Annotated in this window: 18 protein-coding genes and 5 tRNA genes; all 23 read left to right on the top strand. The window is 44.1% G+C overall.

From position 1 onward, the window contains the following. Positions 1-187: 187 nt before the first annotated feature. The 23 genes from birA to rplC all read left to right on the top strand — a co-directional run bounded on the left by birA (position 188) and on the right by rplC (position 22,151). Positions 188-1,171 carry a bifunctional biotin--[acetyl-CoA-carboxylase] ligase/biotin operon repressor BirA gene (birA, locus tag KCG35_RS13625; RefSeq protein WP_230409183.1) on the top strand — a complete coding sequence of 328 codons (984 nt, stop codon included), beginning with the start codon at positions 188-190 and terminating at the stop codon, positions 1,169-1,171. Beyond that, positions 1,164-1,892 (top strand): type III pantothenate kinase, encoded by a 729-nt coding sequence (locus KCG35_RS13630; RefSeq protein WP_215820347.1) that lies wholly within the window; start codon positions 1,164-1,166, stop codon positions 1,890-1,892. The genes birA and KCG35_RS13630 overlap by 8 nt, the downstream gene beginning before the upstream one ends. A gap of 8 nt (positions 1,893-1,900) precedes the next feature. Next, positions 1,901-2,620: a hypothetical protein gene (locus tag KCG35_RS13635; RefSeq protein WP_215820348.1), complete on the top strand. Its 720-nt coding sequence runs from the start codon at positions 1,901-1,903 to the stop codon at positions 2,618-2,620. A 24-nt stretch (positions 2,621-2,644) separates the two neighbouring features. Continuing rightward, positions 2,645-2,720 (top strand) — tRNA-Thr (locus KCG35_RS13640). Between the two features lie 26 nt (positions 2,721-2,746). After that, positions 2,747-2,830 (top strand) — tRNA-Tyr (locus KCG35_RS13645). A gap of 33 nt (positions 2,831-2,863) precedes the next feature. Beyond that, positions 2,864-2,938, top strand: a tRNA-Gly gene (locus tag KCG35_RS13650). Between the two features lie 18 nt (positions 2,939-2,956). Continuing rightward, positions 2,957-3,032, top strand: a tRNA-Thr gene (locus tag KCG35_RS13655). A gap of 77 nt (positions 3,033-3,109) precedes the next feature. After that, positions 3,110-4,303: an elongation factor Tu gene (gene tuf, locus KCG35_RS13660; RefSeq protein ID WP_215820359.1), complete on the top strand. Its 1,194-nt coding sequence runs from the start codon at positions 3,110-3,112 to the stop codon at positions 4,301-4,303. A 57-nt stretch (positions 4,304-4,360) separates the two neighbouring features. Beyond that, positions 4,361-4,436: transfer RNA gene (locus KCG35_RS13665), tRNA-Trp, on the top strand. Positions 4,437-4,475: 39 nt separating this feature from the next. After that, entirely contained in the window at positions 4,476-4,874 is a 399-nt protein-coding gene (secE, locus tag KCG35_RS13670; protein ID WP_215820349.1) for a preprotein translocase subunit SecE, read from the top strand. Between the two features lie 6 nt (positions 4,875-4,880). Continuing rightward, a complete protein-coding gene (gene nusG / locus KCG35_RS13675) occupies positions 4,881-5,414 on the top strand; it encodes a transcription termination/antitermination protein NusG (protein ID WP_215820350.1) in 534 nt (177 codons plus the stop codon). 111 nt (positions 5,415-5,525) lie between these two features. After that, on the top strand, positions 5,526-5,957 hold the full coding sequence (rplK, locus tag KCG35_RS13680; RefSeq protein WP_215820351.1) for a 50S ribosomal protein L11: 432 nt from the start codon (positions 5,526-5,528) through the stop codon (positions 5,955-5,957). After that, complete coding sequence (gene rplA / locus KCG35_RS13685) at positions 5,958-6,653, top strand: 50S ribosomal protein L1 (protein WP_215820352.1); 696 nt, start codon at positions 5,958-5,960, stop codon at positions 6,651-6,653. A 211-nt stretch (positions 6,654-6,864) separates the two neighbouring features. Beyond that, the gene (gene rplJ, locus KCG35_RS13690) at positions 6,865-7,395 is read left to right on the top strand and encodes a 50S ribosomal protein L10 (RefSeq protein ID WP_215820353.1); all 531 of its coding nucleotides are present in this window, start codon (positions 6,865-6,867) and stop codon (positions 7,393-7,395) included. Between the two features lie 63 nt (positions 7,396-7,458). Continuing rightward, entirely contained in the window at positions 7,459-7,830 is a 372-nt protein-coding gene (gene rplL, locus KCG35_RS13695) for a 50S ribosomal protein L7/L12 (protein WP_215820354.1), read from the top strand. Between the two features lie 237 nt (positions 7,831-8,067). Then, the gene (rpoB, locus tag KCG35_RS13700) at positions 8,068-12,141 is read left to right on the top strand and encodes a DNA-directed RNA polymerase subunit beta (RefSeq protein ID WP_215820355.1); all 4,074 of its coding nucleotides are present in this window, start codon (positions 8,068-8,070) and stop codon (positions 12,139-12,141) included. Positions 12,142-12,198: 57 nt separating this feature from the next. Further along, positions 12,199-16,413, top strand: coding sequence for a DNA-directed RNA polymerase subunit beta' (gene rpoC / locus KCG35_RS13705; RefSeq protein WP_215820356.1), 4,215 nt, complete (start codon positions 12,199-12,201; stop codon positions 16,411-16,413). A 164-nt stretch (positions 16,414-16,577) separates the two neighbouring features. Then, complete coding sequence (gene rpsL / locus KCG35_RS13710; protein WP_027709425.1) at positions 16,578-16,949, top strand: 30S ribosomal protein S12; 372 nt, start codon at positions 16,578-16,580, stop codon at positions 16,947-16,949. Positions 16,950-17,101: 152 nt separating this feature from the next. After that, on the top strand, positions 17,102-17,575 hold the full coding sequence (gene rpsG, locus KCG35_RS13715; protein WP_215820357.1) for a 30S ribosomal protein S7: 474 nt from the start codon (positions 17,102-17,104) through the stop codon (positions 17,573-17,575). Between the two features lie 18 nt (positions 17,576-17,593). Next, positions 17,594-19,687, top strand: coding sequence for an elongation factor G (fusA, locus tag KCG35_RS13720; protein ID WP_215820358.1), 2,094 nt, complete (start codon positions 17,594-17,596; stop codon positions 19,685-19,687). Between the two features lie 34 nt (positions 19,688-19,721). Next, a complete protein-coding gene (gene tuf / locus KCG35_RS13725; RefSeq protein ID WP_215820359.1) occupies positions 19,722-20,915 on the top strand; it encodes an elongation factor Tu in 1,194 nt (397 codons plus the stop codon). Between the two features lie 167 nt (positions 20,916-21,082). Then, a complete protein-coding gene (rpsJ, locus tag KCG35_RS13730; RefSeq protein ID WP_027709000.1) occupies positions 21,083-21,394 on the top strand; it encodes a 30S ribosomal protein S10 in 312 nt (103 codons plus the stop codon). A 106-nt stretch (positions 21,395-21,500) separates the two neighbouring features. Then, positions 21,501-22,151 carry a 50S ribosomal protein L3 gene (rplC, locus tag KCG35_RS13735; protein ID WP_215820360.1) on the top strand — a complete coding sequence of 217 codons (651 nt, stop codon included), beginning with the start codon at positions 21,501-21,503 and terminating at the stop codon, positions 22,149-22,151. Positions 22,152-22,155: the final 4 nt, after the last annotated feature.

Genomic DNA, 22,155 nt, shown 5'->3' on the forward strand with positions numbered 1-22,155 from the left:
CTTTAGGAGATTTTTCTTAGTAGCAGTAGAGTTGCTTTAAAAGATAAGTTTTTTACAGCTACTTTTCCTGTTTTGGATTTTTCCCTACTCTTCTCATCTTTGTTTGTATTTTGTTGCCTTACAACTACCTCCTAACTTATTCTTGTACACTTTCCTTTATTATTCCCTCTCTATTTAGACTTGTGACATGAAGGCTCTTTTAGAAATATTAAGTGATGGTAAATTTCACTCTGGTGAAGCTTTGGGAAAAAGCTTAGGGGTGACCCGCGCTGCTGTATGGAAGAAACTAAAAAGCCTACAGTCTTTGGGGCTACGTTTAGACTCTGTACCTGGTAAAGGATATCGAGTGCAGAAAGGCGTTGAATTGCTTGAAAAGCAAAAAATTATTAATGATTTAAGCTCCGATTTTACTGATGGTTTAGAAATGGATTTTTTTGTCACTATTCCTTCATCAAATGATGTAGCAATGAGTAAAGCGCGTTCAGGTATCAAAAAGAATTATTTTTGTTTTACTGAGCACCAAAGTGTTGGGCGTGGAAGGCAAGGACGAACATGGGTAAGTCCGTTAGGAAATAATCTGTACTTTTCTACACTAAGGACATTTTACAATGGCATTGCTGGGCTGGAAGGTTTAAGTCTGGCGGTGGGATTGACTGTCGTAAAAGGCCTTGAGCAACTAGGTGTACAGCAGTTAACACTTAAGTGGCCGAATGATGTTCTTTTAGGGGGAAAAAAGGCAGCAGGTGTTTTACTGGAAGTGATGGGAGACCCTGCTGGAGAATGCCAGGTTATTATTGGGATAGGTATAAATATAGATTTGCCAAGTACAAGTGAGACAGAAAAAGAAATTAGTCAGTCTGTTGCTGCAGTCAGTCAGTATACCTCAAATAAAGTCAGCCGAAATAAACTTGCTGCTGTTTTAATCAGTGAGCTAAGTAAAATGCTTTCTACATTTCAACGTGAAGGTTTTACCTATTTTCAGAGTGACTGGCAAAGTTATGATGCATTTTTCGAACAGTCTGTAAATATCATTCATGGGGATCAATATATCCCTGGTGTTGCAAAAGGCGTTGATGTGTCTGGTGGAATTAAAGTGCTTACTGCAGAAGGAATGGTGGTATATAAAGGTGGTGAAGTTTCTTTGCGTAGAAGAATAGAGTCTTATGGCTAGTATATGGCAACTTGACGCGGGTAACTCTCGCATAAAATTACGAGTAGTGCAAAACGACCGAGTTATTTACTACGATGCTTTTAACTCTGAGGATGTGTTTATTAACTATTTCTTAGAGAAAACAGAAAGTATTGATGAAGTTCAACTTGCGTGTGTTTGGAGTGAAGAGCGTAAGAAAAGATTAATTGAAGTAATTGTCAAAGCATGTAACTGCACACTGAAAGTTGCAAAAGTAAAAAAGGAATTTGCTGGACTCAAAATTGCTTATCAGGATGAAGCTACGCTAGGTGTTGATCGCTGGCTAGGAATGCTAGCTACCCAAGTCCAGTATCCAGATGAAGTTATACTATTGGTTAGCCTCGGCACAGCAATAACAGTCGATGTTATTGATAAAAGAGGAGATCATTTGGGAGGGTATATTATTCCAGGCTTTCGCTTGTTGCATGAGTCTCTAACGAAAAATACTGGACGAGTGTGGTTTACCAGTAATGAGTTAAATGAGATGGCATTGGGACAGTCAACAACTCAGGCCGTGAACAATGGTATCCGAAGGCTTGTAGTTAGCATGTTGAAATCCTTAATTGCTGATCAAAGCTTACAAGTTGATAGAGTCATCTTGGCAGGAGGGGATGCTGAGTACGTTAAAGCATTGGCAACCATTGATGCAGAAATCAAGCAAGATTTAATATTTGAAGGTCTTACTCTGGCTTTTCATAAATAGGACTGAGAATGCGCTGGATTTTTTTAACCCTATTATTAGCAAATGGTTTTTTATATGGGTATTTTTGGTACCAAGGAAATCATAGTAACCCTGTTCAAGTCGAGCCAGAAGTAGTTGAGACTTTTTCTGAAGGGAAGGGGATTCAGTTATTAACAGAAGTAAACCCAACCAAGCTTGAAAAGTTAGATCAAAATAATACGACGGTTGCTGTTCCTCAAAAAACACCTCATGAACCTGAACGGTTTTGTATAGGGCTTGGACCTTTTACGGAAGTTGCTCCTTTTAAAGAGGTTCAGCAGCGTTTTTTTGCGTTAGGTGTCCAGCCTGATGTTGAAAAACAGCATATTGAAACTGAGCCTGATTACTGGGTTTATATTCCTCCACAGCCATCAAGAAAATACGCGTTACGAAAATTAAAAGAGCTGAAAGAGCAAAATATTGATAGTTACATAATCAATGATGGTGAGTTGAAAAATGGTATCTCACTTGGTTTATTCACTAAGAAAGCATCAGCTGATAAATTGCATAAGACCATTGCTCAGGCTGGATATAATGTAAAAGTTAAGCGAGTAGAGCGTTTTAAAGACGAGATTTGGCTTGTTTTTGCGCCGGATCAAGTTGATTTAGTAGGTGATAAAATCTGGGTCGAAATTGCAAAAAAATATCATTACATAGAAAAAAGAAGAAATCGTTGTAAACCCATTGCATCTTATATAAATATCCCTTAGAATTGCGCCCGCGATTGAGGGAGAGCCGGTATAGCTCAGTTGGTAGAGCAACTGACTTGTAATCAGTAGGTCCTGGGTTCGACTCCTAGTGCCGGCACCAAGCCTTAAATTAATCGCTCCTCTTTAGGTGGGGTTCCCGAGTGGTCAAAGGGATCAGACTGTAAATCTGACGCGCGAGCTTCGAAGGTTCAAATCCTTCCCCCACCACCAAATTTTTCACTATGATTGTTTAAGTGGTAATGTGCGGGCGTCGTATAATGGCTATTACCTCAGCCTTCCAAGCTGATGATGCGGGTTCGATTCCCGCCGCCCGCTCCATATTATATTTTTCAGGTTGCTCATATAGCTCAGTCGGTAGAGCACTTCCTTGGTAAGGAAGAGGTCACCGGTTCAAATCCGGTTATGAGCTCCAGTTTTAAGAGAAGAGGGTGGAACATAGTTCTACCCTTATTTGTGTTGTAGATCTTCGTCTGGTAGGAGATGGTCTCGATGGCTAAAGCTAAGTTTGAGCGTAATAAGCCGCACGTTAACGTGGGTACTATTGGCCACGTTGACCACGGTAAAACTACATTGACAGCAGCCCTGACTCGCGTATGTGCTGAAGTATGGGGTGGTGAAGTTAAAGCGTTTGACCAAATCGATAACGCACCTGAAGAGCGTGAGCGTGGTATCACAATCTCAACAGCACACGTTGAGTATGATTCTCCAAGCCGCCACTATGCACACGTAGATTGCCCCGGACACGCTGACTACGTTAAGAACATGATAACTGGTGCTGCACAGATGGACGGAGCGATTCTGGTTTGCTCTGCTGCTGACGGCCCCATGCCTCAAACACGCGAGCACATCCTGTTGTCTCGTCAGGTAGGCGTACCTTACATCGTTGTGTTCCTAAATAAAGCGGACATGGTTGATGATGAAGAGTTGTTAGAGCTGGTTGAAATGGAAGTACGTGAACTGTTGAGCGAATATGAGTTCCCAGGCGACGATACTCCAATCATCACTGGTTCTGCGTTGATGGCGTTGGAAGGTAAAGACGACAACGAAATGGGTGTTTCTGCAGTGAAAAAACTAGTAGAAACATTGGATGAGTATATCCCTCAGCCAGAGCGTGCGATTGATCAGCCTTTCTTGATGCCAATCGAGGACGTATTCTCAATTTCTGGTCGTGGTACTGTAGTAACAGGCCGTGTTGAGCGTGGTATTGTTAAAGTAGGTGATGAAGTAGAAATTATTGGTCTACGTGACACCACTAAAACTACCGTAACAGGTGTTGAAATGTTCCGTAAGCTGCTTGACGAAGGTCGTGCAGGTGAGAACGTTGGTGCCTTATTACGTGGTACTAAGCGTGATGATGTAGAGCGTGGTCAAGTATTAGCTATACCAGGTTCTATTACACCACACACTAAGTTTGAATCAGAAGTTTACGTGCTGAGCAAAGAAGAAGGTGGACGTCATACTCCATTCTTCAAAGGCTACCGTCCACAGTTCTACTTCCGTACAACTGACGTGACTGGTGCATGTGAGTTGCCAGAAGGTGTTGAGATGGTAATGCCAGGTGACAACGTGCAAATGAAAGTAACATTGATTGCACCAATTGCGATGGAAGACGGGCTACGCTTTGCGATTCGTGAAGGTGGCCGTACTGTTGGTGCGGGTGTTGTTGCCAAGATTATCGAGTAAACCACTTTACAAATAACGGCATGAGCTGCATAATGTGCGGCTCTGCACTACAGATACAGGCCAGTAGTTCAATTGGTAGAGCACCGGTCTCCAAAACCGGGGGTTGGGGGTTCGACTCCCTCCTGGCCTGCCATTTAAAGTTTCCCGCAAGCTTGATGAGGCGCTTACTTCTATGAGTTCCAAAGCTGAAAGCGATAACAGCAATCAGTCAGGTTCTACTAAGACCTTGGATGGTCTGAAGTGGTGTCTGGTTGTTATTATTGTCGGAGTTGGCGTCTACGGCAATCACTACTTTGCAAAGTACTACGAGCAATTTCTGCTGTATAGGGTGTTAGGCTTATTAGTTCTAGCTCTATTTGCGGGTTTTGTTGCATTTAGTACAGAAAAAGGCAGCCGCTTCTGGACATTATTAAAAGATGCAAAGGCTGAAATAAGAAAAGTAGTTTGGCCAACTCGTCAGGAAACCACACAAACGACACTTATCGTAGTTGCTGCTGTTTTATTAGTAGGGCTACTTTTGTGGGGCCTTGACTCCTTGCTAAGCTGGATAGTAAATAGTTTGATTGGGTAACATAACATGGCGAAGCGTTGGTATGTGGTTCATGCCTATTCCGGCTTTGAAAAGCAGGTAATGCGTTCTATTAAAGAACGTATTGAGCTGCATGAAATGCAAGATCAGTTTGGTGAAGTTTTAGTGCCGACTGAAGAAGTCGTTGAAATTCGTGGTGGGCAAAAACGGAAAAGTGAGCGTAAATTTTTTCCTGGCTATGTATTAGTCGAAATGGAAATGAATGACGACACTTGGCACCTTATTAAAGATACACCGCGAGTGATGGGTTTTATCGGTGGAACTGCCGATAAACCAGCACCAATTACCAAGCGAGAAGCCGACGCTATCCTTCGTCGAGTACAAGATGGTTCTGATAAGCCTAAACCGAAAACCTTATTTGAGCCAGGTGAAGTCGTTCGTGTTATTGATGGCCCATTTAGTGACTTTAATGGTGTAGTTGAAGAAGTTAACTACGAGAAAAACCGCTTACAAGTTGCTGTATTAATTTTTGGCCGTTCTACACCGGTTGAATTAGAATTTAGCCAAGTAGAAAAAGGTTAGTTGAATTTTAGTAGCTTCCCCTCACTGCCATCGCGGTGAGGGGTTGTTGCGTCTGTAGAAGCTGTTTAAATAGGGGAGCCGAAAGGCGTTTAACCCAACTGAGGTAGTGTAATGGCTAAAAAAGTCCAAGCATATGTAAAACTGCAAATTCCTGCAGGTCAAGCAAACCCAAGTCCACCTGTTGGTCCTGCTCTGGGTCAGCAGGGTGTGAATATTATGGAGTTCTGTAAAGCGTTTAATGCTAAAACGCAAGGTATGGAACCCGGTCTACCTACACCTGTTGTTATCACTGTTTATAGTGATCGTAGTTTTACATTTGAAACTAAAACTCCACCTGCATCTGTACTATTGAGAAAAGCACTTAAGCTGAAAAAAGGTAGTAGTCGTCCTAATACCGAAAAAGTAGGCACTGTAACTCGTGAGCAATTGGAAGACATTGCTAAGCAAAAAGAGCCTGACTTAACGGCTGCTGACTTAGATGCTGCTGTACGAACCATTGCTGGAAGTGCTCGTAGTATGGGCTTGAATGTGGAGGGTGTGTAAATGGCTAAAATGACTAAGCGACTAAAGATGATCGCAGAAAAAGTTGAAGCCAATAAAGCATATCCTATTGAAGATGCTGCAAAATTGCTGGCTGAAATTTCTACAGTAAAGTTTTGCGAATCTTTTGATGTGGCGGTCAACTTAGGTGTTGACCCACGTAAATCAGATCAGGTTGTTCGTGGCTCCACTGTACTTCCTAATGGAACTGGTAAAGACGTTCGTGTAGCGGTATTTACTCAAGGGGCAAATGCAGACGCTGCGAAAGAAGCTGGTGCTGATCTTATTGGTATGGAAGATCTGGCTGATGAAGTAAAAGCTGGAAATCTTAACTTCGATGTTGTGATTGCTTCTCCTGATGCAATGCGCATTGTTGGCCAATTAGGTCAGATTCTTGGGCCTCGCGGTTTGATGCCCAACCCAAAAGTTGGCACTGTGACTCCTAATGTTGCAGAAGCTGTAAAAAATGCTAAGGCTGGTCAGGTGCGTTACCGTACTGACAAAAACGGCATCATTCACTGTGGTGTTGGTAAAGTTGGTTTTGCACCAGAAGCTGTTAAGCAAAATATTGAAGCATTGTTGGCGGACCTTAAAAAGGCTAAGCCTTCATCTTCAAAAGGTGTTTATATGCAGAAGGTTACCCTGTCTACCACTATGGGGCCAGGTATAGCTATTGATATGGCATCACTAAACATCTAATACCCAACTTTGGGGCTCTTGCCAGCTCTTTTCAGTGAGGCAGGAGCCGTCAAAGACCGTAGGTGTCACATTTATGCTGACTTAATCTTCCTACGTAGACGGTGTTGTTTCTAGACCTCTTATCTAGAGCCCTTCACCGTATATTCCACGGGATGCATGTGTATCTCGGTGGTTCTAAACCACATTACGGTTATACCCAGGAGTAAAGCCGATGGCATTAAGACTCGAAGACAAGAAAGCGATTGTCGCTGAGGTCAACGAGGCTGCCGGAAGCGCTTTATCCGCTGTGATTGCTGACTATCGTGGCCTTACTGTTAGTCAGTTAACTGTGCTACGCAAGCAGGCTCGTGAAGGTAATGTTTATCTTCGCGTTGTGCGTAATACGCTTGTGCGTCGTGCAGTTGTTGGTACCGATTTTGAGTGTCTAACAGAGGCTCTAACTGGACCAACCATTTTAGCATTCTCTAAAGAAGATCCAGGTGCAGCAGCACGCTTGATCAAAGATTTTGCTAAAGAAAATAAACAGTTGGAAGTAAAAGCGCTGTCCATTGGTGGCAAGCTACTAGGTGCAGATCAAATTGATGTGTTGGCGAAGATGCCAACCCGCGAAGAAGCATTAGCTATGCTGGCTCGCGTAACAATTGCACCTGTGACCAAGCTGGCACGTGCTTTAAACGATATCCCAACACGCGTCACTCGCGTTATCGCAGCTGTTCGCGATCAGAAGCAAGAAGCTGCTTAATTGACTGTTGGTTTATCGCTTACGTAGTAAAAGTTTTTACACAGTTTACAGGAGATAAGAGTCATGGCTCTGTCTAAAGACGATATTTTGAATGCAATTGCTGAAATGAGCGTAATGGAAGTTGTTGAGCTTGTTGAAGCAATGGAAGAAAAATTTGGTGTTTCTGCTGCTGCTGCACCTGTTGCTGTTGCTGCTGCTCCAGCTGCTGCTGCAGAAGAAGAAAAAACTGAATTTGATGTAATTCTGACTGGCGCTGGTGACAAGAAAGTTAACGTAATCAAAGTAGTACGTGGCTTGACTGGTCTTGGTCTGAAAGAAGCTAAAGCACTAGTTGACGGTGCTCCTTCTCCATTGAAAGAAGGTGTATCTAAAGAAGAAGCTGAAGCAGCTAAGAAAGAGCTGGAAGAAGCTGGTGCTGCTGTGGAAGTTAAGTAATTCTGCAGGATTTTGCACCAAAGCAAGCCTAATATTAATTAGTGCTTATGGCTGGTGCCTCCGGGCACCGGCCTTTTTCCGTTGTAATATGAAAATTTGATGGTCCGCTTAGGGCAGGTTATATACCACATCGGGTATTTATTATAAGAGCAATACCTTGTTCTTGATCAACACAGTGGCACTAATAATGCCTGTTAGGCCGCAATGATTAGCAGGTGACCAAGCTGGGGAACGCTAATGGCATACTCGTTTACTGAGAAAAAACGTATCCGTAAGGATTTCGGCAAGCTGCCGCATGTAATGGATATACCCTATCTCCTAGCAATCCAGTTGGATTCCTATCGCAAGTTTTTGCAATCGGGAGAAAGGGAAAGCCGCAAAGACTATGGCTTGCATGCCGCGTTCAAATCAGTCTTTCCAATTGTCAGTTATTCTGGCAACGCTGCATTGGAATACGTCAGTTATAAACTGGGAGAGCCGGCATTTGATGTTAAAGAGTGTCAGCTTAGAGGTATAACCTATGCAGTACCTTTAAGAGTAAAAGTTCGGTTGATTATTTATGATAAAGAGTCAGCCAACAAAGCGATAAAAGATATTAAAGAACAAGAAGTCTATATGGGAGAAATCCCATTAATGACGGATAACGGTACGTTTGTAATTAATGGTACTGAGCGAGTTATTGTTTCTCAGCTACACCGTTCTCCAGGCGTCTTTTTTGACCATGATAAAGGTAAAACACACTCTTCTGGAAAGTACCTCTATTCTGCCAGAGTTATTCCTTATCGTGGTTCATGGCTTGATTTCGAGTTTGATCCAAAAGACCTGTTGTATGTTCGTATAGACCGTCGTCGTAAATTGCCTGCGACAATATTACTGCGTGCTCTTGGCTATACTGCTGAGCAAATTCTGGACATGTTCTTTGAAGCGACAACGTTTCATATGTCAGAGCAGGGTATCACATTTGAGTTAATTGCTGATCGTCTTCGTGGTGAGGCAGCAACCTTCGATATTAAAGATACTGAAGGTAATGTAATAGTTGAAAGTGGTCGACGTATTACTGCCAAGCATATTCGCCAGCTGCAAAAAGCAAATATTAAACACCTTGAAGCGCCGCTAGAATTTTTAATTGGCAAAGTGCTCGCTAAAGATTTGGTTAATCCTGCAACGGGTGAAATTATTGCGCCATGCAATGTTGAAATTACTGCAGATATCATTGAAAAAGCCGTTAATAACAACATTAAAGTAATCGAAGCTCTTTACATTAATGAGCTAGATAGCGGTCCTTATATTTCAGACACATTGAAAGCCGATAGTACTAATAGTCAGTTAGAAGCTTTAGTTGAAATTTATCGGATGATGCGTCCTGGTGAGCCACCTACTAAAGAAGCCGCTGAAGCACTTTTCGAAAACCTCTTTTTCGCTGCTGAGCGCTATGATTTGTCAGCGGTAGGTCGAATGAAGTTCAACCGTCGCTTAGGTCGTGGTGTTGATGAAGGCCCCGGTGTTCTGGATAACAATGACATTATTGATGTCATGGGATTGTTGGTCTCTATTCGAAATGGCAAAGGTGAAGTGGATGATATCGATCACCTTGGTAACCGTCGTATTCGAAGTGTAGGCGAGATGGCTGAGAACCAGTTCCGTGTAGGTTTGGTTCGTGTTGAGCGTGCAGTAAAAGAACGCTTAAGCATGGCTGAGTCAGAAGGTTTGATGCCACAGGACTTAATTAACGCAAAACCTGTTGCGGCGGCTATAAAAGAATTTTTTGGTTCTAGTCAGCTATCCCAGTTCATGGATCAGAATAACCCCCTGTCTGAGGTCACTCACAAGCGTCGGGTATCAGCGTTAGGCCCTGGTGGTCTTACTCGTGAGCGTGCAGGGTTTGAGGTTCGTGACGTACACCCAACTCACTATGGCCGTGTGTGTCCTATCGAAACACCTGAAGGTCCAAACATCGGCCTGATCAACTCGTTAGCAACTTATGCCCGGACTAATGCCTATGGCTTCCTTGAGAGTCCTTACCGAAAGGTTGTTGATGGCATTGTTACTGATGAAATTGAATATTTGTCAGCCATCGAAGAAGGTGAGTATGTTGTAGCACAGGCTAATGCTGAAGTTGATGAAGAGATGTGCCTGACAGATGCGCTTGTTAATGTGCGGCATCGTAATGAGTTTACCTTGATGCCCCCTGAAAACGTTAACTATATGGACGTTTCTCCTCGGCAGGTGGTATCAGCAGCAGCTTCTTTGATTCCATTCCTCGAGCATGATGATGCTAACCGGGCGTTAATGGGATCAAACATGCAACGTCAGGCTGTGCCTACACTACTTGCAGAAAAGCCATTAGTGGGTACAGGTATGGAGCGTAATGTTGCCAGTGACTCTGGTGTTTGTGTTATTGCGCGTCGTGGTGGTGTGGTTGAGTCGGTTGATGCGGGTCGTATCGTGATTCGTGTTAATCAGGATGAAATCATCACAGGTGAAGCGGGTGTTGAAATATACAATCTAACCAAGTACACACGCTCAAACCAAAATACCTGTATTAATCAGCAGCCATTGGTGAAAACGGGTGATGTTATCAACCGTGGTGATATTTTAGCTGATGGACCCTCAGTTGACATGGGTGAATTGGCACTAGGCCAAAACATGCGTGTCGCGTTCATGCCTTGGAATGGTTACAACTTTGAGGATTCCATTCTTATCTCTGAGCGTGTGGTTCAAGAAGACCGTTTTACCACTATTCATATTCAAGAACTGACCTGCGTTGCACGTGATACCAAGTTAGGGCCAGAAGAAATTACTTCTGATATTCCTAATGTGGGTGAAGGTGCACTCTCTAAGCTAGATGAATCTGGAATTGTTTATGTTGGTGCTGAAGTAGGCAGTGGTGACATTCTCGTTGGTAAAGTGACACCTAAAGGTGAAACTCAATTAACACCAGAAGAAAAACTATTACGTGCAATTTTTGGTGAGAAAGCATCTGATGTAAAAGATACATCATTGAGAGTGCCTACCAGTGTTAAAGGTACTGTTATTGATGTTCAGGTCTTTACGCGTGATGGTGTTGAAAAAGATCAGCGTGCTATCTCTATAGAAAAAGCTCAGCTTGATGAAGTCCGCAAAGACCTGAATGAAGAATTTCGTATTGTTGAACAGGCAACCTTTGAGCGGTTGCGTGTAGCGTTGATTGGGCAAGCCGCAGAAGGTGGTCCAAACTTGAAAAAAGGTGACGTTATATCTGACGCTTACCTTGACGAGCTTGAGCATAAGAACTGGTTTAAGTTGCGCATGGCTGATGATGCACTGAACGAGCAACTTGAAGCAGCTCAAAAGCAACTGCTAGAGCGTCGTGAGCAGCTAGATCAACGCTTTGAAGACAAAAAGAAAAAGCTGCAAAGTGGTGATGACCTGGCACCAGGCGTTTTGAAAATTGTTAAGGTGTATTTGGCAATTAAGCGTCGTATACAACCTGGCGATAAAATGGCGGGACGTCATGGTAACAAAGGTGTTATCTCCGTCATCATGCCTGTTGAAGATATGCCTTACGATGAAAACGGTACACCCGTTGATATCGTGCTTAACCCTCTAGGTGTACCTTCTCGGATGAACGTAGGGCAGATCCTGGAAACTCACCTTGGTCTAGCCGCTAAAGGTCTTGGTGAAAAAATTAATCGTATGCTGGAAGCGCAACGTTCCATTGCTGAAATACGAGAATTTCTGGATCAAGTTTACAACGGAACTGGAGAAGGCCGTTATGAAGACCTCAACTCACTAAGTGATGAAGAGGTTATTGAATTGGCTAAAAATCTCGAAAAAGGTGTGCCAATGGCAACTCCAGTTTTCGATGGTGCGAAAGAGAAAGAAATCAAGGCATTACTCCGGCTAGCTGATATGCCTGAATCAGGTCAAATGAGGTTAAGTGATGGGCGGACAGGTGACCTGTTTGATCGGCCAGTAACCGTCGGCTATATGTACATGTTGAAACTGAATCACTTGGTTGATGACAAGATGCATGCTCGTTCAACAGGTTCTTATAGCCTTGTTACTCAGCAGCCATTGGGTGGTAAAGCTCAGTTTGGTGGTCAGCGCTTTGGAGAAATGGAGGTCTGGGCACTTGAAGCATATGGTGCTGCTTATACCCTTCAGGAAATGCTTACTGTGAAGTCTGATGACGTAGCAGGTAGGACGAAGATGTATAAGAACATCGTTGACGGTGATCACCGAATGGAGGCTGGTATGCCCGAGTCGTTCAATGTACTGATTAAAGAAATCCGTTCATTGGGCATCGATATCGAACTGGAAAGCGAATAACGTTAGCTGGCTTATAGCTATGGGAGGCTTAGCCTCCCTCAGCGAGGAGAGAGGACCTTGAAAGACTTACTTAACCTTCTCAAACAAGGGCAATCTGAAGAATTTGATTCCATTCGTATCGGCTTGTCATCACCAGAGATGATTCGGTCATGGTCATACGGTGAAGTCAAGAAACCAGAGACGATCAACTATCGTACCTTCAAGCCCGAACGTGATGGTTTGTTCTGTGCCAAAATCTTTGGCCCTGTTAAAGATTATGAGTGTTTATGCGGAAAGTACAAACGCTTAAAGCATCGTGGTGTTATTTGTGAAAAGTGTGGTGTAGAAGTAGCCCTGGCAAAAGTACGCCGTGAGCGAATGGGGCATATTGAACTAGCTAGCCCAGTTGCACATATTTGGTTCCTTAAGTCGTTACCTTCCCGTATTGGCTTAATGCTGGATATGACCCTGCGTGATATTGAGCGTGTGCTTTACTTTGAGTCTTATGTGGTGATTGATCCAGGTATGACGACGCTGGATAAAGGTCAATTGCTCAATGATGAGGAGTACTACGAAGCACTTGAAGAGTTTGGTGATGATTTTGATGCGCGTATGGGTGCTGAAGCTATTCAGGCAATTTTGAAAGAAATTGACCTTGAAACAGAAGTTGGCCAGCTACGTGAAGAAATTCCAAATACAAACTCTGAAACCAAGATAAAGAAGCTCACCAAGCGTTTGAAGCTAATGGAAGCTTTCTACCATTCAGGTAACAACCCTGAGTGGATGATTTTAGAGGTATTACCTGTACTACCACCTGATTTGCGTCCATTGGTTCCTTTGGATGGTGGTCGTTTTGCTACATCTGATTTGAATGACCTTTATCGTCGAGTGATCAACCGTAACAACCGTCTGAAGCGTCTGCTTGATCTGAGTGCGCCTGATATTATTGTGCGTAACGAGAAGCGTATGCTTCAAGAGGCAGTGGATGCGTTGCTAGATAATGGTCGTCGTGGTCGCGCAATTACAGGTTCAAACAAGCGACCTTTGAAGTCCTTGGCTGACATGATTAAAGGTAAGCAAGGTCGTTTCCGTCAGAACCTGCTAGGTAAACGGGTAGACTACTCTGGCCGTTCGGTTATTGTGGTAGGTCCTACTTTACGTTTGCACCAGTGTGGACTGCCTAAAAAAATGGCGCTTGAGCTATTCAAACCATTTATTTTTGGCAAGCTTGAACATCGTGGTTTGGCTACAACTATTAAAGCTGCAAAGAAAATGGTTGAGCGTGAGACTGCAGAAGTCTGGGATATTCTAGCGGAAGTCATTCGTGAGCATCCCGTGCTACTTAACCGTGCACCGACTTTGCACCGTTTGGGTATCCAAGCGTTTGAGCCAGTGTTGATTGAAGGTAAAGCTATCCAGCTACACCCATTAGTTTGTGCGGCCTATAATGCTGACTTTGACGGTGACCAGATGGCTGTTCATGTGCCATTGACACTTGAAGCCCAGCTTGAAGCTCGTGCTTTAATGATGTCCACCAACAATATTCTGGCACCTGCGAATGGTGAGCCTATTATTGTACCTTCTCAGGATGTGGTTCTAGGTCTTTACTATATGACCCGTGACGCAATCAACGTTCCTGGTGAGGGCATGGCGTTTGCGGATATTCGTGAAGTCCACCGTGCTTACCGTGCAGGAAAAGTAGATTTGCATGCCAAGGTTAAAGTGCGTATCAGTGAAGTGAATAAGGATCATGATGGTAATGAAACCAGCAGAACCTTAATCGCAGATACAACTGTTGGTCGTGCGCTGTTATTTGATGTTTGTCCAAAAGGAATTCCTTTTGAGCTTGTTAACCAAGCAATGGTCAAGAAGGCCATTTCTCGATTAATTAACACCTGCTATCGCAATGTTGGCTTGAAGGAAACCGTTATTTTTGCTGACCAGCTAATGTATACCGGCTTTCACTTTGCCACAATTTCTGGAAGCTCTATTGGTGTAAATGACTTTGAGATACCAAAAGAGAAGGTGGATATAATTGAAGCCGCAAACCGTGAAGTAGAAGAAATCGAAAATCAATTTGCTTCAGGTTTGGTAACTCAAGGTGAGAAATACAACAAAGTGATTGATATTTGGTCTCGAGCCAATGAGTTGGTAGCCAAGAAAATGATGGAAAGCTTGGGTACTGATTTGGTTGTTGACCGAGAAGGTAAAGAAGTTGGTCAACCATCATTTAACTCAGTTTACATGATGGCCGATTCTGGAGCTCGGGGTAGTGCTGCTCAGATACGTCAGCTAGCAGGTATGCGGGGTTTGATGGCTAAGCCAGATGGCTCGATTATCGAAACGCCAATTACAGCAAACTTCCGTGAAGGGTTGGATGTATTACAGTACTTTATTTCGACTCACGGTGCGCGTAAAGGTCTGGCAGATACAGCGTTAAAAACAGCAAACTCAGGTTACTTAACGCGTCGTCTGGTTGATGTTGCACAAGATTTGGTTGTGACTGGGGTTGATTGCGGCACTGAAGAAGGCTTGCATATGGCGCCTCATATTGAAGGCGGTGATGTTGTTGAGCCATTAGGTGAACGTATTCTTGGGCGGGTTGTTGCGCGAGATGTGGTCCGCCCAGGAACAACCAGTGATATTGCAGTTCCTGCAGGAACACTTATTGATGAGCGCTGGGTTGAACGCCTTGAAAACTTAAATGTTGATGAGGTTATTGTTCGATCTCCAATCACTTGTGAAACGCGTTATGGTGTATGTGGCAAGTGCTATGGTCGTGATCTTGGTCGTGGTCATTTGGTTAATGTGGGTGAAGCTGTTGGTGTTATCGCGGCTCAGTCAATTGGTGAGCCAGGTACACAGTTGACGATGCGTACTTTCCATATCGGTGGTGCGGCATCTAGAACCTCTGCAACTGACAGTGTTCAAGTCAAAAATAAAGGTAAAATCAGGTTGCACAACCTGAAGTCTGTAGAGCGTACAGATGGTACTTTGGTTGCCGTATCTCGCTCTGGTGAATTGGCTGTTGCTGATGAATTTGGCCGTGAGCGTGAGCGTTATAAGCTACCTTATGGTGCAATGCTTTCTGTGAAAGATGGCAGCGACATTGAACCAGGCCAGATTGTTGCTAAGTGGGATCCACATACTCACCCAATTATCACTGAAGTGGGTGGAACTGTGTCGTTCTCAGGAATGGAAGACGGTATCACCATCAAGCGTCAGACAGATGAACTGACAGGACTTTCTAATATAGAGGTTATTGATCCTAAAGATCGTCCAACAGCTGGTAAAGATATTCGTCCAGCAGTAATGTTGCTTGATAGTGCTGGTAATGAGATTAAGTTCCCTAACTCAGACATGCCAGTTCAATACTTCCTGCCTGCAAGTGCATTATTGAATTTAACTGATAATGCAAAAGTAGAAATAGGGGATGTTATTGCGCGGATCCCACAAGCCAGCTCGGGTAACAAAGATATCACAGGTGGTTTGCCTCGGGTTGCGGACTTGTTTGAGGCGCGGAAGCCAAAAGAGTCAGCTATCTTGGCTGAAATTAGTGGAACAATCAGTTTTGGTAAAGAAACCAAGGGTAAAAAACGTTTGGTTATTTCTCCACCTGATGGTAACGATAATCATGAGGAACTCATTCCAAAGTGGCGTCAGCTTAATGTGTTTGAAGGTGAGCAGGTGGCACGTGGTGAGGTAATCGCTGATGGTCCTGCGAATCCACATGATATCCTTCGTTTACAAGGTGTGAGCGCACTGGCTAAGTACATTGTCAATGAAATTCAAGACGTTTACCGTTTGCAGGGTGTAAAAATCAATGATAAGCACATTGAAACCATTCTGCGGCAAATGTTGAGAAAGATTGAAGTGGCTGATGCTGGAGACTCTGATCTGATCAAAGGTGAGCAGTTAGAGTTTACTCATGTACAGGAAGTTAACGAAGCGCTTGCAGCTGAGAATAAGTTTCCGGCTAAGTTTGAGCGCGTATTGCTAGGTATAACCAAAGCATCGTTGGCAACAGAGTCCTTTATTTCTGCTGCATCTTTCCAGGAAACTACTAGGGTTCTGACAGAAGCGGCAGTAACTGGTAAGCAGGATCACTTAAGAGGCCTAAAAGAAAATGTTGTGGTAGGTCGATTGATTCCTGCGGGTACTGGACTAGCTTATCATAGTGAGCGTAAGCGTAAGCGTGATCAAGCTTTAGCCAAAGCAACCACAACAAGTAAAGTCAGTGCGAGTGATGTAGAACAAGCCTTGAGTGAAGCATTGAACTCTGGTAACTCCTAATCACCTGTTACGGATATGCGACATGTTGACAGTTCCCTTGTGAGCTGTCACTTGACTCGCACCTACTTGACTTTTACAATTTCGCGTCCTTAAAAAGGCGGGTCTATCACCTGCTTTTTTTTGGTTCTTTATTATCCATTAGTTAGTAATTGGAGTTTGCATCCATGGCTACTATTAACCAGTTGGTTCGTAAGCCTCGCAAACGCAAAGTCGCTAAAAGTGACGTACCTGCGCTACAGGGTTGTCCTCAGCGTCGTGGCGTTTGTACACGTGTTTATACGACCACTCCTAAGAAGCCTAACTCAGCGCTTCGTAAGGTATGTCGTGTTAGATTGACCAACGGATTTGAAGTGACTTCCTACATTGGTGGGGAAGGTCATAACTTGCAAGAGCACAGTGTTGTGCTAATCCGTGGTGGACGGGTAAAAGACTTGCCAGGTGTGCGTTATCACACTGTACGTGGCAGCTTGGATACCCAAGGTGTTAATGATCGTAAGCAAGGCCGTTCTAAGTACGGTACTAAACGTCCTAAATAAAGGATGTAGACTCATAGAGCAATTTCGTTCTTTGAGTAAAGTTGCTTATCGGTAAGAGTAAGGCTAAGTGCTATTTTCTGACAGTGTAAACACTGACAATCTGTAGATCTTAGTTTCTTAGGTTCACCCTGAAGACCTATTGAGGGCTTATCATGCCAAGAAGACGTGTAGTCGCAAAGCGAGAAGTTTTACCAGATCCAAAGTACAAAAGTCAGACTTTGGCTAAATTTATTAACCATGTAATGGTTAGTGGTAAAAAATCTGTTGCAGAAAGAATTGTTTATGGTGCTCTGGATAAAGTTGAAGAGCGCACTAAAGGATCTGAGCCTTTAGATTTGTTTGAGAAAGCGCTTGAGCAAGTTGCTCCAGTGGTTGAGGTTAAATCTCGTCGGGTTGGTGGTGCTACCTATCAAGTACCCGTTGAAGTACGTCCTTCTCGCCGGACTGCGTTAGCAATGCGTTGGTTAGTAGATGCGTCACGTAAGCGTGGTGAAAAGTCTATGGCTTTGCGCTTGGCTGGTGAAATCTTAGATGCTGTTGATGGAAAAGGTTCTGCAGTTAAGAAACGTGAAGACGTGCATCGTATGGCAGAAGCCAACAAAGCATTTTCCCACTACCGTTTCTAATGATCAGAGGATAGTGTCGTGGCTCGAAAAACCCCTATTAGTCGCTACCGTAATATCGGTATTTGTGCGCACGTAGACGCAGGTAAAACGACGACTACTGAACGAGTGCTGTTTTATACAGGTCTCTCTCATAAAATTGGTGAAGTGCATGATGGCGCTGCGACCATGGACTGGATGGCGCAGGAGCAGGAGCGTGGTATTACCATTACTTCAGCTGCAACAACCTGTTTCTGGCAGGGGATGAATAAGCAGTTTAGTGAGCACCGCGTTAACATCATTGATACTCCTGGGCACGTTGACTTCACAATTGAAGTAGAGCGTTCTTTGCGCGTGCTTGATGGTGCTGTAGTGGTGCTTTGTGGTTCGTCTGGTGTTCAACCACAAACTGAAACAGTATGGCGTCAAGCGAATAAATATCATGTACCACGTATGGTCTTCGTAAATAAGATGGACCGTGCGGGCGCTGATTTCTTTATGGTTGTTGATCAGCTGAAAGAGCGTCTAGGTGCTAATGCTGTACCAATTCAAATTAATATTGGTGCAGAAGATGAATTCAAAGGTGTTGTTGATTTGCTTCTTATGAAAGCCATTATGTGGAATGAAGCAGATCAAGGCATGACTTACCAGCTAGAAGACATTCCTGCGGACTTGCAAGGTGTTGCTGCTGAATGGCGTGAAAAAATGCTTGAAAATGCTGCTGAAGCATCTGATGAGCTGATGGAAAAATACCTTGAAGAGGGTGATCTTTCAGTTGAAGAAATCAAGCAAGGTCTTCGTCAGCGTACTCTAGACAATGAAATTGTTCTGGTTACTTGTGGCTCAGCATTTAAGAACAAAGGTGTTCAAGCTGTACTTGACGCTGTTATTGAGTATCTACCATCGCCTACAGAAGTTAAGGCAATTGAAGGTACGCTTGATGACGATGAAACAGTAGAAACGCGTGAAGCTGATGATAATGCACCTTTTGCTGCATTGGCATTTAAGATTGCAACTGACCCATTTGTGGGTACATTGACATTCGTGCGAGTTTACTCTGGTAAGCTTTCTTCTGGCGACTCAGTTTTTAATCCAGTCAAGCGCAAAAAAGAGCGTGTTGGCCGGATGGTGCAAATGCACTCAAATAACCGCCAAGAAATTAAAGAAGTATTAGCAGGTGATATTGCTGCGCTTATTGGTATGAAGGATGTCACCACGGGTGATACGCTTTGCGCTCAAGACAGTATTATTACTTTGGAAAGAATGGAATTTCCTGATCCTGTTATCTCTGTGGCTGTTGAGCCTAAGTCTAAGGCTGACCAAGAGAAAATGGGTATAGCGTTAGGTAAGCTTGCTCAGGAAGATCCATCTTTCCGTGTTGAGACAGATGAAGAGTCTGGCCAAACAATCATTTCCGGCATGGGTGAGTTACATCTGGATATTATCGTTGACCGGATGAGACGTGAATTCAATGTTGAGGCGAACATCGGTAAACCTCAGGTTGCTTATCGCGAAGCATTACGTAGCACTGTTAATGCTGATCACAAGTTTGCTCGTCAGTCTGGTGGTCGTGGTCAGTATGGACACGTAGTGATTGAGTTTTCACCTTCTGAACAAGAAGGTTTGGAGTTTGTCAACGAAATCGTTGGTGGTGTTATTCCAAAAGAATACATTCCAGCTGTGCAAAAAGGGATTGATGAGCAGATGAAAAACGGTGTTATTGCCGGTTATCCGCTGCTTAACCTGAAAGCTCGCCTATATGATGGCTCTTATCATGACGTTGACTCCAGTGAGATGGCGTTTAAAATCGCTGCTTCTCAGGCGCTGAAAAAATATGCACCTCAAGCACAGCCAGTGCTACTTGAACCGGTAATGAAGGTTGAAGTAGTAACGCCTGAAGACTACATGGGGGATGTCATGGGTGACTTGAACCGTCGTCGAGGTTTGGTTCAAGGTATGGATGACTCTTCTTCAGGTAAAGTGATTCGTGCAGAAGTGCCTCTGGGAGAAATGTTTGGTTACGCTACAGACCTTCGCTCTGCGACACAAGGTCGTGCAACCTACTCCATGGAGTTTGAAAAATACGCTGAAGCGCCTACCAGTGTTGCTGAGGCAGTAATTAAGAGCAAAGGTTAATCAATCTAATTCTGATAAGAAGGTATAACTCACAATGGCTAAAGCTAAGTTTGAACGTAATAAGCCACACGTTAACGTAGGTACAATTGGTCACGTTGACCACGGTAAAACTACATTGACAGCAGCCCTGACTCGCGTATGTGCTGAAGTATGGGGTGGTGAAGTTAAAGCGTTTGACCAAATCGATAACGCACCTGAAGAGCGTGAGCGTGGTATCACAATCTCAACAGCACACGTTGAGTATGATTCTCCAAGCCGCCACTATGCACACGTAGATTGCCCCGGACACGCTGACTACGTTAAGAACATGATAACTGGTGCTGCACAGATGGACGGAGCGATTCTGGTTTGCTCTGCTGCTGACGGCCCCATGCCTCAAACACGCGAGCACATCCTGTTGTCTCGTCAGGTAGGCGTACCTTACATCGTTGTGTTCCTAAATAAAGCGGACATGGTTGATGATGAAGAGTTGTTAGAGCTGGTTGAAATGGAAGTACGTGAACTGTTGAGCGAATATGAGTTCCCAGGCGACGATACTCCAATCATCACTGGTTCTGCGTTGATGGCGTTGGAAGGTAAAGACGACAACGAAATGGGTGTTTCTGCAGTGAAAAAACTAGTAGAAACATTGGATGAGTATATCCCTCAGCCAGAGCGTGCGATTGATCAGCCTTTCTTGATGCCAATCGAGGACGTATTCTCAATTTCTGGTCGTGGTACTGTAGTAACAGGCCGTGTTGAGCGTGGTATTGTTAAAGTAGGTGATGAAGTAGAAATTATTGGTCTACGTGACACCACTAAAACTACCGTAACAGGTGTTGAAATGTTCCGTAAGCTGCTTGACGAAGGTCGTGCAGGTGAGAACGTTGGTGCCTTATTACGTGGTACTAAGCGTGATGATGTAGAGCGTGGTCAAGTATTAGCTATACCAGGTTCTATTACACCACACACTAAGTTTGAATCAGAAGTTTACGTGCTGAGCAAAGAAGAAGGTGGACGTCATACTCCATTCTTCAAAGGCTACCGTCCACAGTTCTACTTCCGTACAACTGACGTGACTGGTGCATGTGAGTTGCCAGAAGGTGTTGAGATGGTAATGCCAGGTGACAACGTGCAAATGAAAGTAACATTGATTGCACCAATTGCGATGGAAGACGGGCTACGCTTTGCGATTCGTGAAGGTGGCCGTACTGTTGGTGCGGGTGTTGTTGCTAAGATTATCGAATAACAACACTACTTTTTAATAGTAAAAAATCTATAAGAGGCTCCGCCAAGGGTGGGGCCTCTTATCGTGTATGCTTGACAGAGTGATGTTGCGAAAGTAGAATTTTGCCTCCTTTTGCTATGACAACATCGTGTGTCTAGTGTAGTTCTTTATTCTGGAGTTTTGATCAAATGCAAAGTCAGCAAATCCGTATTCGTTTGAAAGCGTTTGATCACCGCCTGATAGATGTCTCCACCCAGGAAATTGTTGAAACAGCAAAGCGTACTGGGGCCCAGGTGCGTGGTCCGATCCCATTGCCTACGAAAAAAGAGCGCTTTACTGTGCTCATTTCTCCTCACGTGAATAAAGACGCGCGTGACCAATATGAAATTCGCACCCACAAGCGACTTTTAGATATCGTTGAACCAACTGATAAGACTGTTGATGCACTGATGAAGCTGGACTTGGCTGCTGGTGTAGAAGTTCAAATCAGTCTGGGTTAACCACGGAACATCGGGTGTACATTCCACTGGGTGCGCAACTTAGTGTAACGCTCTGAAATGGGTGGCCATAGTGGGTAATAGCCCCGTACACATGAGAGGTTTAATCATGACTATTGGTTTAGTCGGAAAGAAATGCGGTATGACGCGCATTTTTACCGAAGATGGTGCCTCTGTGCCTGTCACGGTAATTGAGGTTGATCCTAACCGCGTCACACAGGTTAAAACAGTAGATACTGATGGCTATTCTGCTATTCAGGTAACTACAGGTAGTAAGCGTGAGCGTAAGCGTCCTGGCCGCGGTTTAAATCGTGCTGAAAAAGGCCTGTTTGCTAAAGCTGGTGTTGAAGCTGGTGCAGGTCTTTGGGAATTTCGCGCTGGAAATGAAGAAATCAATGTTGGTGACCAAATCAAAGTTGATCTTTTTCAGGCTGGACAGAAAGTTGATGTAACTGGACAGTCCAAAGGTAAAGGCTTTGCTGGAACAGTAAAACGCTGGAACTTTGCGACTCAAGATGCAACCCACGGTAACTCATTGTCTCACCGTGCGCCTGGTTCAATCGGTCAGTGTCAAACACCTGGTCGAGTGTTCAAAGGCAAAAAGATGGCTGGCCACATGGGTAATCGCCGCGTGACAGTTCAGTCTTTAGAGGTTGTTCGAGTTGATGCTGAGCGTAACCTGCTTCTAATTAAAGGTGCAGTTCCTGGTGCTACTGGCGCTCAGGTTGTTGTTCGACCAGCAGTCAAAACTGGTGCCTGAGGGG

Source organism: Zooshikella harenae, from assembly GCF_018837975.1.
GTDB classification, from domain to species: Bacteria; Pseudomonadota; Gammaproteobacteria; order Pseudomonadales; family Zooshikellaceae; genus Zooshikella; species Zooshikella harenae.

What these genes read in the sequence shown, in the direction of transcription:
- rpoB (WP_215820355.1), top strand. Translation starts at nt 8,068, where the DNA reads ATGGCATACTCGTTTACTGAGAAAAAACGTATCCGTAAGGATTTCGGC.
- tuf (WP_215820359.1), top strand. Translation starts at nt 3,110, where the DNA reads ATGGCTAAAGCTAAGTTTGAGCGTAATAAGCCGCACGTTAACGTGGGT.
- rplL (WP_215820354.1), top strand. Translation starts at nt 7,459, where the DNA reads ATGGCTCTGTCTAAAGACGATATTTTGAATGCAATTGCTGAAATGAGC.
- rplA (WP_215820352.1), top strand. Translation starts at nt 5,958, where the DNA reads ATGGCTAAAATGACTAAGCGACTAAAGATGATCGCAGAAAAAGTTGAA.
- rpsJ (WP_027709000.1), top strand. Translation starts at nt 21,083, where the DNA reads ATGCAAAGTCAGCAAATCCGTATTCGTTTGAAAGCGTTTGATCACCGC.
- tuf (WP_215820359.1), top strand. Translation starts at nt 19,722, where the DNA reads ATGGCTAAAGCTAAGTTTGAACGTAATAAGCCACACGTTAACGTAGGT.
- rpsL (WP_027709425.1), top strand. Translation starts at nt 16,578, where the DNA reads ATGGCTACTATTAACCAGTTGGTTCGTAAGCCTCGCAAACGCAAAGTC.
- rpsG (WP_215820357.1), top strand. Translation starts at nt 17,102, where the DNA reads ATGCCAAGAAGACGTGTAGTCGCAAAGCGAGAAGTTTTACCAGATCCA.
- KCG35_RS13630 (WP_215820347.1), top strand. Translation starts at nt 1,164, where the DNA reads ATGGCTAGTATATGGCAACTTGACGCGGGTAACTCTCGCATAAAATTA.
- secE (WP_215820349.1), top strand. Translation starts at nt 4,476, where the DNA reads ATGAGTTCCAAAGCTGAAAGCGATAACAGCAATCAGTCAGGTTCTACT.
- birA (WP_230409183.1), top strand. Translation starts at nt 188, where the DNA reads ATGAAGGCTCTTTTAGAAATATTAAGTGATGGTAAATTTCACTCTGGT.
- KCG35_RS13635 (WP_215820348.1), top strand. Translation starts at nt 1,901, where the DNA reads ATGCGCTGGATTTTTTTAACCCTATTATTAGCAAATGGTTTTTTATAT.
- rplK (WP_215820351.1), top strand. Translation starts at nt 5,526, where the DNA reads ATGGCTAAAAAAGTCCAAGCATATGTAAAACTGCAAATTCCTGCAGGT.
- rplJ (WP_215820353.1), top strand. Translation starts at nt 6,865, where the DNA reads ATGGCATTAAGACTCGAAGACAAGAAAGCGATTGTCGCTGAGGTCAAC.
- nusG (WP_215820350.1), top strand. Translation starts at nt 4,881, where the DNA reads ATGGCGAAGCGTTGGTATGTGGTTCATGCCTATTCCGGCTTTGAAAAG.
- rplC (WP_215820360.1), top strand. Translation starts at nt 21,501, where the DNA reads ATGACTATTGGTTTAGTCGGAAAGAAATGCGGTATGACGCGCATTTTT.